The 11715-nt window shown below is 38.4% G+C and carries 10 protein-coding genes and 1 pseudogene; 10 read left to right on the top strand and 1 reads right to left on the bottom strand.

Annotated elements, in window-relative coordinates; translation table 11 throughout:
* The 4 genes and pseudogenes from E6H07_03320 (at nt 1) to rfbA (ending at nt 2996) form a co-directional block, all read left to right on the top strand.
* Nucleotides 1-585, top strand: a complete 585-nt coding sequence (locus E6H07_03320) for a class I SAM-dependent methyltransferase (GenBank protein ID TMI64961.1) — start codon at nt 1-3, stop codon at nt 583-585.
* A 290-nt stretch (nt 586-875) separates the two neighbouring features.
* Nucleotides 876-986, top strand: a pseudogene (locus E6H07_03315) (glucose-1-phosphate thymidylyltransferase).
* 29 nt (nt 987-1015) lie between these two features.
* A complete protein-coding gene (locus E6H07_03310) occupies nt 1016-2095 on the top strand; it encodes an acyltransferase (GenBank protein ID TMI64960.1) in 1080 nt (359 codons plus the stop codon).
* A gap of 34 nt (nt 2096-2129) precedes the next feature.
* Nucleotides 2130-2996 carry a glucose-1-phosphate thymidylyltransferase RfbA gene (gene rfbA / locus E6H07_03305; GenBank protein TMI64959.1) on the top strand — a complete coding sequence of 289 codons (867 nt, stop codon included), beginning with the start codon at nt 2130-2132 and terminating at the stop codon, nt 2994-2996.
* A 24-nt stretch (nt 2997-3020) separates the two neighbouring features.
* Here the strand turns inward: rfbA and E6H07_03300 are convergent, their stop codons facing one another.
* A complete protein-coding gene (locus E6H07_03300) occupies nt 3021-5561 on the bottom strand; it encodes a DUF4838 domain-containing protein (GenBank protein ID TMI64958.1) in 2541 nt (846 codons plus the stop codon).
* A gap of 131 nt (nt 5562-5692) precedes the next feature.
* Between E6H07_03300 and pseB the strand changes: the two genes are divergently transcribed.
* Genes pseB through pseF form a run of 6 tightly spaced genes read left to right on the top strand, consistent with a single transcriptional unit; the run spans nt 5693 to nt 11670 of the window.
* Nucleotides 5693-6715: a UDP-N-acetylglucosamine 4,6-dehydratase (inverting) gene (pseB, locus tag E6H07_03295; protein ID TMI64957.1), complete on the top strand. Its 1023-nt coding sequence runs from the start codon at nt 5693-5695 to the stop codon at nt 6713-6715.
* A 9-nt stretch (nt 6716-6724) separates the two neighbouring features.
* On the top strand, nt 6725-7873 hold the full coding sequence (gene pseC / locus E6H07_03290) for a UDP-4-amino-4,6-dideoxy-N-acetyl-beta-L-altrosamine transaminase (protein ID TMI64956.1): 1149 nt from the start codon (nt 6725-6727) through the stop codon (nt 7871-7873).
* Nucleotides 7870-8478, top strand: a complete 609-nt coding sequence (locus tag E6H07_03285) for a methyltransferase domain-containing protein (protein ID TMI64955.1) — start codon at nt 7870-7872, stop codon at nt 8476-8478. Before pseC ends, E6H07_03285 begins: the two co-directional genes overlap by 4 nt.
* Entirely contained in the window at nt 8475-9938 is a 1464-nt protein-coding gene (pseG, locus tag E6H07_03280; protein TMI64954.1) for a UDP-2,4-diacetamido-2,4,6-trideoxy-beta-L-altropyranose hydrolase, read from the top strand. The genes E6H07_03285 and pseG overlap by 4 nt, the downstream gene beginning before the upstream one ends.
* On the top strand, nt 9925-10965 hold the full coding sequence (gene pseI / locus E6H07_03275) for a pseudaminic acid synthase (protein ID TMI64953.1): 1041 nt from the start codon (nt 9925-9927) through the stop codon (nt 10963-10965). Before pseG ends, pseI begins: the two co-directional genes overlap by 14 nt.
* A 12-nt stretch (nt 10966-10977) precedes the next feature.
* Entirely contained in the window at nt 10978-11670 is a 693-nt protein-coding gene (pseF, locus tag E6H07_03270) for a pseudaminic acid cytidylyltransferase (GenBank protein TMI64952.1), read from the top strand.
* Nucleotides 11671-11715: the final 45 nt, after the last annotated feature.

Here is an 11715-nt window from a genome sequence, read left to right as displayed (position 1 = left end):
ATGAGTATAAAAAGGTACTCGTTTGAGGAAATTGCTAATTGCGAGATGTGCGGAGATCCTACAGGAAGGCATAGAGTTATGGGGCAGCGTCTTAATCGTTCACAGGGGCTCAGACCCAGGAGGAAAACAGGAATATCAGTTTCAGTTAAGAAATGCACTTCCTGTCAATTGATATATTCAAGTCCACAACCAGTTCCTTTTGATATTCAAGATCACTATGGAATGCCTCCTGAAAACTATTGGATCCCCGAATATTTTAAATGGACACCGGATTATTTTTTATTTGAAATAAATACATTAAAACAAATAAAAAAGATCGAACCGGGTATGAAGGCATTGGATATTGGCGCCGGAATTGGAAAATGTATGCTTTCTTTAAAACATGCAGGATTTGATGCTTATGGATTGGAACCCTCTCAACCCTTTTATGAAAGGGCTATATCAAAAATGGGCATACCAGCGGAGAAACTGCAATTTGGACAAATTGAGAATGCAGACTATGAGTCTTCTACATTTGACTTTATCACATTTGGGGCTGTTTTCGAACATCTTTATCATCCTGCTGCATGCCTGGAAAACACCTGATCGCAAAAATTCTTAATACTTATTATCGTTTAACAGGAACTAACTATGTAACAAATCTGAGTCCTATGCATTCTCCCTTTCATCTTTATGAGTTTGGCTATAATTCGTTTGTGGAACTTTCAAAAAAATTGGGATATACAATTTTATTTCATCAATATTATGTTTGTGAGATCTACCATTTCCCAAAATTTTTACACTGGCCATTAAAAAAAATAATGCAGTGGACCCATACAGGAATGCAACTAACTGTCTGGCTTAAAAAAAAGACTCATTAAAAAATAATTATTTCAATGAAAGGAATAATACTGGCGGGCGGAAGCGGTACCCGGTTATACCCGATCACAAAAGCTATTTCGAAACAGCTGATGCCCATTTATGATAAACGGATGATCTATTACCCCTGTCGGTTTCAATATGACGTAAATAAAGCATGAGTAGCAATATCCATTTAAGAGGATTGAACGGTATTAGAGCCATCGCCGCACTTGCGGTGGTTTTTTCTCATATAAGTTTGTCTCTTAAACTTTTTGGGTTTAAAAAATCTTTTACCAATGATTTGGCGGCGTTTGGAGTTACTATATTTTTTGCTTTGAGTGGCTTTTTGATTACATATCTTTTGATTCGTGAGAAAGAAAAATTTGGCGATATAAAAATCAAAGCTTTTTACCTGCGTAGGATTTTAAGAATATGGCCACTTTATTTTTTTTACCTGCTTATTGTTGTGGTAGTTTTATTTTTTTGTATGCCTGAAACTTTGCCCGGTAGTATTGCGTACTATATTTTTTTAGGCGCCAATGTTCCTTTTATATTCAATTTTTCGTTAGCCTTACTTGGACACTATTGGTCATTAGGTGTCGAAGAGCAATTTTATCTTTTTTGGCCGTGGATAGTTAAGCGTTCAGAAAAGCTCCTAAGATTTCTTTTAATATTTGTTGCTGTTTTTGCCCTTTTAAAAATTGGTATGAGATTACTGGACAAGCAAACAGGTATTCAATGGCCTTATCTGGTACTTGACGTTACACGGTTTGATTGTATGGCTATTGGGGCGATAGCAGCAGTTTTTTATTCCAGGAATGAAGTCTATTTCTTTAAGGTGTGTTTTAATAAAATTGTCCAAACAATTGCATGGCTTTCGCTTATATTCATGGCATTTAACCGGTTTCATATTGCTTCTGTTATTGATAATGAAATTGTAGCCTGTATTGCAGTAGTGTTAATAGTGAATGTATGCGCAAACGCCGGTACAATCATAGATCTGGAAAAACCAGTCTTCAATTTTTTGGGGAAAATTTCATATGGCATTTATGTTTATCATCCGTTGGTAATTTTTCTGACAGCCAGGACAATGCAGCATTTCCTTAAGGATACTGATGACGTGCTTAAAAGTATTTTTATTTATGCTTTTATTCCGCTTTTTACTATTGGGATCGCATATCTTTCTTTTACCTTTTTGGAAAAAAGATTTCTTTCTCTCAAGTATTCATTTAGCCCTGTAAAAAGCTCCATGTAACAGTGCGTTTTTTTAAATTAATAGTGACTTATCAATGAAAGGAATAATACTGGCAGGCGGAAGCGGTACACGGTTATACCCGATCACAAAAGCTATTTCTAAACAGCTGATGCCCATTTATGACAAACCGATGATCTATTACCCCCTGTCGGTTCTAATGATGGCGGGAATAAAAGATGTATTGATCATTACCACACCCGAAGACAATGCTTCCTTTATAAGATTATTGGGCGATGGCAGTGAGTTGGGATGTCATTTTGAATATGCAATACAGGAAATTCCCAATGGACTGGCGCAGGCCTTTGTGATCGGAGCTTCGTTTATCGGGAATGATAAAGTTGCATTGATACTTGGCGATAATATTTTCTACGGAACAGGATTAGATAAGCAACTACAATCACTATCCAACCTTGAAGGAGGTTATGTATTTGCTTACCAGGTAAGCGACCCTGAACGCTATGGTGTGGTAGAGTTTGATTCTCAGATGAAAGCTGTTTCCATCGAAGAAAAACCGGCAAAACCTAAATCAATCTACGCTGTACCTGGTTTATATTTTTATGATAATGAGGTGGTGGGTATTGCTAAGGATCTGCAACCTTCTGTAAGAGGTGAGTACGAGATAACAGATATAAATAAAGAATACCTGCGTAGGGATAAATTAAAAGTAGCTGTGCTGGATAAGGGAACTGCATGGCTTGATACAGGTACATTTGATTCACTCAGCGATGCAAGTGAATTTGTAAGAGTAATAGAAAAAAGACAGGGCACAAAGATCGGCTGCATAGAAGAAGTGGCCTGGCGCAAAGGCTATATCAGTGATGAAAAATTGATGGAACACGCAGATAAGCTTGCCAAAAGCGGGTATGGCAGTTACCTGCAAAAAATTTTAAAGGGTAAATAATTATTCCGGGATCACTTGCATTTATTATTTAGGTTGCAGTAAAAACCAGCGATCCGGAATATTTAGCATTTGATAATTGTAATTACCAGAGACAACAGCTTTCCAGATCTTACCTTGTTCACCTGGATCAACCTTAAAGCTGCGTATCTCAAAACCACCATCTTGTTTTTCAAGTAAAGTGGTATTCACCTTGCGGCCATCCGGGGAATATATTGCCAGGGCATTTACCTGCACCTTGAATTTTACTTCGGTCGTGTTTTGAGGTACATAAAAGTAGCAGGGATAAGCATCAGGCTCATAGCTGAACTTCCCGGTCTTATTAATAAAAGCCATTATGCCTCTAGGGGCAGGTTCGTAAAATAACCAGGCGCCATTTAGATCTATTTTCATCCGGTAGGTTGTTTTATCAGCAGCATTTATAAAGTAGTAGGACTGTCCGGGTGAAAGTGAAATAGTGAAGCTTCCGGTCTTGCCTGTTATTTTTTTATCGAGAACATTTGAGTAATCAACATTAGTACCCGACACTGTAGCAGAAGGTTCAGCATTACCACCACTTAATTCATAGTTAACAGTAAGTGTCGTTTGTTTTTCTGAATAAATGGTAAAATAGCCTCTTGCATAATTATCACCTTGTACGTGTAATTGTTGTGCCGGTTTAAAACTTTGTTTAATGCTATTGAGTATAATAGAAGGTTCAGCATTGCTTATAGAAGTTTCGCTATGTCCGGCTATATTTTTTTCTATGGATGTAAACATGGCGTTGAGTTCCTTTTCTGAATACTGTGATACAGAAACCGGTTCACGCCACAGTGCTTTTGCCTCATCTGTTTCAGGAAAAGTAAGCAAGTGCAATTGTTGGTGACGCTGAGTAGCTGCCGCATTGGCTCCCGGCGTATTTAGAAAACCATAAGATACCAGCTGCATGATGCGGTAACTATGAATGATCTTTTTCTCGTAAAGTGTCCAGGCCATTTTAAATACCGGCATCGTACGTTGTTCGAGTGTTCCGTTTTTCAAGTTTTGCGATTCCTGGTAAAGACTGACATAAGTGAGATAAAGTTTTAGTTCATCAATTCGTTTTTTTACCAGGGCATCTTTATTCAACCGATCGGCTTCATTCACCAGGTTAATTGATGTTTTCAGTTGCCCGGCGTTGAACTGTGACTGGCGATAAAATAGATCAAATAGCTTTTTTACAGGTGCTGCAGCGCCGCCATATAAATCAGTGATCAGTTTGTTGTACTGTAATTCCCATTTACTGTTACTGTCGGCCATATAGCGAACCAGCACCCAGAGTTGAACAGCTGTAGAAAATTTTGAATACGAAGTTTCATACGTAGTGCCTTCCGAACCTGCTTTTGCGGCATGCAGGGCACGGGCCATCAGTTCATCAAGTGTATAGCCTGACGGCTGGTCATTATGGCTATCGGGATATTTATAATAATCGTACAATCCAAAACGCTTTGCTTTCTCTGACCATCGTTTGATGAAAGCAGGGCCAAAAGCAATGTTTTGAAATTGGTAAGGAATGATCTGAACAAAAACCCGCGGGTGCAAAGGAAAGGAAGGCACATCTGCATGCTGGCTATAAGCATATAGGTTCACGCCAATACCGGGATTATTTGGAAATTTTTTTTCCAGTTTTTCTGCAGCAATATTGGCGGCATAAAAAACCTGGTCGCTTACGGTATTTAGTTTTACACCGTTTACGGTTGCGGTTCCAGTCATATAATCACCGCCATCTGCAGGCTCTACCGATACCATATCGCGGATAAAAGCCGGTTGCAGTTTATAGTTTTTATCTGTGAATTTTTTTATCGTCCAGTTTGTAAAAAAATCAACAGCGGCTGCATTAAAATAATTCAGTTTGGTATTTATACTTACCTGTCCGTTTTGTTTAATGGGAGTAGCAGTCCAGCCGGGATTTTTTTCAAGAGTGGCAGCATTGTTTAAGTTAAACGTTTCGCCGACATGACCAGCCAATGGGAATTCAGATCCAAAGCCATTACGCCATTTCCAGATTTGCCAATCTCTTTGTACGGAACGGTCGATATCTGTTTTGCCGCTACCAAAACCACCGGTTCCAAAAAATTCGCGGATACGAAGATGGGGAGTGACTGTTTTTGTTTGTTTGACAAATAGGTTTGTACCAGTGGGGATGATAGTATAGATCTCATCGGGCAGGTAAAATTTAAAACCGAGATCCCTAAGATGACGGTAAACTCCAAAGATCAAACCATTAATAGTGGGAGATTGAAATTGCAGCAGGTCTTTTCCGTTACCGGTGATGATACAGCTTTCCCCGGTTTTAAAAGAACCGGTGGTTGAAACTGAAAGTATAAATCCTCGCTGAATATTTTGGCCACTCACCAATTCCCAGTTTTGACCCGAGGATTTTTGCAGCAGGTATTTCAGATCGGCAGCTGCTTCCGCAGGAAAATCGGTAGGAGAAGAGAAGCTAAAAACATTTTGCGCATCTGTTTTAATTAAAAGAAGACAAAATGAAAGACACATTAAAAAATCGGGTAAGTGCTTTCTTTTAGACTGTTTCGCCAGTTTTGCCATAATGTTATTTTTTATCAGCTACTAAATTAATATCATCAGGATATAAAAATGGTATAACAAGAAATCCATACCGGTTTTTATTTCAGTCCTTAATCAGCATATAATAAACTGTTATTTTTTAAAAAATGAATATGAATTTAGATTTAAACGGGAAATCCATCCTAATTACCGGCGGAACAGGATCTTTTGGTAAGGAGTTTACTAAAACAATTCTGCATAAATGGCCTGATATAAAACGCCTCGTTATTTACTCAAGGGATGAGCAGAAGCAATACCAGATGGCTTTGGATTATCCGGATAAGAAGTATCCGATGATCCGTTTTTTTATTGGAGATGTAAGAGATTATGATAGGTTGAAGCGGGCCTTCCATGATATCGATTATGTAATTCACGCAGCTGCTATGAAACATGTGCATATTGCCGAATATAACCCGGATGAATGTATTAAAACAAATATCGGCGGAGCCGAAAATGTAATCAAGGCATCTCTGGAAACAGCAATAACACGGGTAGTGGCACTTTCTACTGATAAAGCCTGTGCACCGATTAATTTATATGGGGCTACAAAACTTACTTCTGATAAACTTTTTATTGCTGCTAATAATATAAGGGGCAATAAGGATATCGTTTTTTCTGTGGTTCGTTACGGAAATGTGATGGGCTCCAATGGTTCGGTAATTCCTTTCTTTATGAAAAAAAGAAAAGAGGGGGTATTACCTATTACAGATCCTAATATGACTCGCTTTAATATTTCGCTTAAGGAAGGAGTGGAAATGGTACTGCATGCATTGGAGCATGCATGGGGTGGTGAACTCTATGTACCTAAAATACCATCTTATAAAATTACTGAGGTGGCGGAAGCTATTGGGCCCGAATGCAAAAAGGAAATTATTGGAATAAGGCCCGGTGAAAAAGTACATGAAGAAATGATTACCAGTTCTGACTCGTTTACCACATATGATTTGGGTAAATACTACGTTATTTTGCCCCAGACAACAGCATGGGAATTGAAAGATTTTCTTGCAAAATTCAATGCCCAAAAAGTAAAAGAAGGGTTTAACTATAACTCTGGCGAAAATACAGAATGGGTATCCGCGACAGATATCCGGAAACTGATCCGCGAACATCTTGATCCGGATTTCAATATTAAATAATTTTTTAGCATGAATAAACCAATACCCTACGGGCGGCAGTCCATAACTGCGGAGGATATTGCAGCTGTTGTTGAAACCCTGCAATCGGATTTTCTTACACAGGGACCAAAACCCGGAGAGTTTGAAAAATTATTTGCAGCGTATATAGGAAGTAAATATGCCGTCACAGTTGCTAATGGTACAGGAGCATTACACCTGGCCTCCCTTGCTTATCAACTTTCTCCCGGCGAAAAAATTATCACATCACCGATCACTTTTTCTGCATCAGCTAATTGTGCCCGGTACTGCGGAGCAGAAGTTTTATTTGCCGATATTGATAAGGACAGTTATACAATTGATTTGAACCGTGTAGAAGATTTGTTTAAAAAAGATAAAAAGATCAAAGGAGTGGTACCGGTTGACCTGGCCGGTTACCCTGTGAATCTTGAGCAACTGAAAACAATTACGGATAAATATGGTGCCTGGATATTGGAAGATGCCTGTCATGCACCCGGCGGATATTTTACTGATTCAAAAGGTGCAAAACAAAATTGTGGCAATGGTCGCTTTGCTGAACAAGCAGTCTTTTCATTTCACCCGGTTAAGCATATTGCCTGCGGCGAAGGCGGGATGATAACTACTAATGATGAAAAAATTTATAAACGGCTTCTACGGTTAAGAACTCATGGACTTACCAGGGATCCGTTGGAAATGCAGGAAAATCATGGTGGCTGGTATATGGAACTGACTGAGCTGGGTTATAATTACCGATTGCCGGATATGCTTGCATCACTGGGTATATCACAACTTAAAAAAGCTGATGCCGGGTTGAAAAGAAGAAAAGAGATTGCAGCAAAATATGACATAGGGTTGAAAAATGCAGGTGTAAGGACCCCGCAGTATGATGCGGGACATGCATTTCATCTTTATGTGGTTCAGTCAGACAAAAGAAAAGAGCTGTATGACTACTTGCGTACTAAAAATATTTTTACTCAGGTACATTATATACCCGTACATCTGATGCCTTATTACAGGCAATTTGGTTTTAAGAAAGGAGACTTCCCGGCGGCTGAATCTTATTATGAAAGATGTTTAAGCCTGCCGATGTATCCAACTTTGACAGAAGAAGAACAGAATTATGTAATTGAATCTATTCAATCATTCAAGCTTAACATATGAACGAACAACAACAATTCTGGAAAGAAAAATATGCTTCCTCCTATATTGAAAAAAATTCTGAATTCGATTTTGCAATGGGGACACAGGGATGGAAAGAGATGTTGAAAAAGGCGGGCCCAATAAATTCATTTTTAGAGTGCGGAAGTAATATTGGACGTAACATAGGATTTCTTTCAGAAGTTTATCCTTCAGCAAAAAAATCATTGATTGAAATAAGCCCGACAGCTTATGAAATAGTAACGAACAGGTATAGCCCTGATAGTAGTTTTAATGGACCAATTGTTGAATCTAATTTTTCGAATAACAGCTTTGATCTGGTTTATACAATTGGTGTACTTATTCATATTCATCCTGAAGATTTATTGGCAAACATGAAAAAGATGTTTGAATATTCACAAAAATATATTTTGATTGGTGAGTATTTTAATCGTACGCCGGTAATGATAGAGTATCAGGGTGAAGCAAACAAACTTTTTAAACGTGATTTTGGCAAACTTTTCATAGAGAACTTTCCTGTTAAACTGGTTGACTATGGTTTTCTATGGGGTCATCTTTACGATAATGCCGGATTTGATGATATTACATACTGGCTATTTGAAAAATGAATAACACAAAAGGCAGAATAATTTTCAGAGCGGATGGTAATAGCCAGATGGGTTTAGGGCATATTGTAAGATGTGGTGCATTATCAGAATCTATAGGTAATGAATTTGAACGAATACTTTATACCTGTTGTAATCTACCGGCAGTGTTAACTGAAGCCAATAAAAATTTCACAGCGATTAATTTATTATCTGAAGAAACCGATTTATCTGCGGAAGCAAAAAAAATCACTAGTGAGATTCGTGTCAGCGATATAGTAGTATTAGATGGTTATCATTTCAGGGAAGAATATCAAGAAATCCTTCGCAGCACCGGGGCTTCTATTGTTTGCATCGATGATATTCATGAATATTTTTTCAATGCAGATGTAATTATCAATTCAGCAGGTGGGATTACACCAATGGATTACAACGCATTGCCCGGCACACTATTTTATTTTGGACCGCAATACAGTCTGCTTCGAAAACCATTTCTTAAAGAAGCGGGAAAAGGAAAACTGAGGGAGAAAAATCGAAAGATCTTTATTTGTTTGGGTGGAGCTGATCCTGAAAATAGAACACTGGAGGTGGTTAAGTTTATCGCATCGCTTAAAAAGTTTGAAGAGTTAAGAATTGTAACAGGTGGCGGATACCAGTTTGCTGATGAGTTGAACCAATATTTAAAAGGCAACGGGTTAAAGGCATCAGTTGGAACTTCATTAAATGCGGAAGCTATGGCATCAGAGATGTTGTCCTGTTCTTATGCTGTTTGTTCGCCCAGCACGGTGTGTTTTGAATACATGACCATCGGGGGCATAGTTTACCTTGAGCAGATAGCGACTAACCAGGATGATATGATTCGTTTTCTTACAAGGGAAGGATTTGCATTTCAATTGAAAGATGCAGAAAAAGAAAATGAAATTGCGGAACAAAAAAGTTTAGAAAAGCAAGCTGCTGTTTTTGATGGCAAAGCCAGCGACAGATTAAAAAAGATAGTCGAACAGATATTTTTATCGCAGCAATTTGTTGTACGAAAGGTTTTGGCTGGTGATATGATGCTTTGTTATGAATGGATAAATGAACCGGCAGTAAGAGAACAATCTTATAATAATAATGCTATTCCACTGAGTGATCATGAAAAATGGTTCGCATCAAAACTGGAAGACCCCAACTCTTATTATTACATACTTGAGCTGGATGCTAAGCCCATGGCGCAAATCCGTTTCCAAGTCTCAGGTAATGAAGCTGTGTTAGGCTATCTCGTAGATAAAAATTACAGGAACGTGGGTTTAGGCACAACCATCCTTTCCAAAGGTATCACAGCTTTTACAGATGATTATAAAAAAGTAATTTCAATAACAGGCTTTGTCAAAGAAGCAAATATTGCTTCCCAAAAATCATTTGAAAAATTAAAATTTAAAAAAGAAGCAGCAAAGGAATATGCGGCCTCTTACAAATACATTATGCAATATGACGGACATTAAACTGGGAAGTAAACAGATTGGCCTCACTCAAAGGCCTTTCATTATTGCCGAAATGTCGGGCAATCATAACCAGTCGCTTGACAGGGCACTGGCAATTGTGGATGCGGCAGCTGCAGCAGGTGCAGATGCAATAAAGTTGCAAACTTATACAGCTGATACAATGACTATCAAAGGCGCTTACCAGATCACCGATGATAATTCTTTATGGAAAGGGAGAGAGCTATATGATCTTTACAAGGAAGCGTATACCCCGTGGGAATGGCATAGACCTATTTTCGAGAGGGCAAAAGAAAAAAAAATACTCGCATTCAGTTCACCATTCGATGAAACTGCTGTTGATTTCCTGGAAGAACTCAATGTGCCTATATATAAAGTGGCTTCATTTGAAAATACGGACTGGCCATTACTAAAAAAAATTGCAGCAACTGGTAAACCGGTGATCATGTCCACGGGTGTAAGTACCCTTTCTGATATCGATGAATCAGTACGTATTCTCCGGCAGCATGGATGTAAAGACCTGGTGCTGTTAAAATGTACGAGTACATATCCCGCTTCACCAGAAAATACAAATCTCCTTACGATCCCTCATCTTCAGCAATTGTTTAATTGCCTTGTTGGTCTCAGTGATCATACTATGGGAATCGGGGCTTCAGTTGCTGCAGCTGCATTAGGGGCAAGAGTAATTGAAAAGCATTTTACATTGCGCAGGGCAGATGGTGGTGTTGACAGTGCTTTTTCATTGGAACCGGATGAATTAAAAGCTTTGGTTACAGAATCCGAAAGAGCTTTCCTGGCATTGGGTGCGGTAAAATATGGTGTGCAGAAGGCGGAAGAAAAAAGCAAAATGTTTAAAAGATCAATTTATATAGCTAAAGACATGAAATCTGGTGAACTGATCAATGCTACCAACATAAAAATTATCCGACCTGGCAATGGATTAGAAAGCCGCTATCTTGACCTGGTAATGGGCAGGGCTGTAAAAAATGATATTAAGGCTGGCACACCACTCACATGGGATTTGATATAATTCAAGAAGAAGATGTATAAATCAGTAGCAATAATTACGGCAAGGGGTGGCAGTAAAAGAATTCCCCGAAAAAACATTAAAAATTTTTCCGGCAAACCCATTATTCAATATTCAATTGATGCTGCTTTGTCATCCGGCATTTTTAATACAGTGATGGTATCTACAGATGATGATGAAATTGCCGAAGTAGCAAAAAAGGCTGGAGCGGAAATACCGTTTTTGAGGTCAGCAGATACATCGAATGATTTTGCAACAACTGCAGAGGTACTTAACGAAGTATTGTTAAAATACAAATCAGCACGAACTAATTTTGATTATGGCTGCTGTATCTATCCTACCGCTCCATTTGTAACAGCAGAGAAGTTAAAAAAAGCTTTTGAGTTGCTGGTTAAAAATAATGCTGATTCGGTAATACCTGTTACACGTTTTAGTTTCCCAATCTGGCGTTCATTCAAAATGGAAGATGGAAAGCTGGCGTATAATTGGCCGGAAAACGCCAGTAAGCGATCACAGGATCTTCCTCCATCATTTCATGATTGCGGACAATTCTATTTTTTTGATATAAAAAATTTTCTTGAATCAAAAAGCCTGGTGACAAACAATACTTATGCACTTGAAGTGCCTGAATCAGAAGTTCAGGATATAGATAATGAAGAAGACTGGAAAGTCGCCGAAATAAAATATTCCTTCTTAGAAAAAAAATAGAAGCTGGCTTATACTGCTCTTATATTAGGTTGTGGCAATATCGGC

This window comes from Bacteroidota bacterium, from assembly GCA_005882315.1.
In the GTDB taxonomy this organism is placed as follows: Bacteria; Bacteroidota; Bacteroidia; order Chitinophagales; family Chitinophagaceae; genus VBAR01.
Note: the sequence above shows the minus strand (reverse complement) of the source record. Positions and strands in the feature narration are given on the sequence as shown.

Coding starts and splice junctions, on each gene's coding strand:
- E6H07_03285 (TMI64955.1), top strand. CDS start 7,870: ATGAACGAACAACAACAATTCTGGAAAGAAAAATATGCTTCCTCCTAT.
- rfbA (TMI64959.1), top strand. CDS start 2,130: ATGAAAGGAATAATACTGGCAGGCGGAAGCGGTACACGGTTATACCCG.
- E6H07_03310 (TMI64960.1), top strand. CDS start 1,016: ATGAGTAGCAATATCCATTTAAGAGGATTGAACGGTATTAGAGCCATC.
- pseB (TMI64957.1), top strand. CDS start 5,693: ATGAATTTAGATTTAAACGGGAAATCCATCCTAATTACCGGCGGAACA.
- pseG (TMI64954.1), top strand. CDS start 8,475: ATGAATAACACAAAAGGCAGAATAATTTTCAGAGCGGATGGTAATAGC.
- pseI (TMI64953.1), top strand. CDS start 9,925: ATGACGGACATTAAACTGGGAAGTAAACAGATTGGCCTCACTCAAAGG.
- E6H07_03320 (TMI64961.1), top strand. CDS start 1: ATGAGTATAAAAAGGTACTCGTTTGAGGAAATTGCTAATTGCGAGATG.
- E6H07_03300 (TMI64958.1), bottom strand. CDS start 5,561: ATGGCAAAACTGGCGAAACAGTCTAAAAGAAAGCACTTACCCGATTTT.
- pseF (TMI64952.1), top strand. CDS start 10,978: ATGTATAAATCAGTAGCAATAATTACGGCAAGGGGTGGCAGTAAAAGA.
- pseC (TMI64956.1), top strand. CDS start 6,725: ATGAATAAACCAATACCCTACGGGCGGCAGTCCATAACTGCGGAGGAT.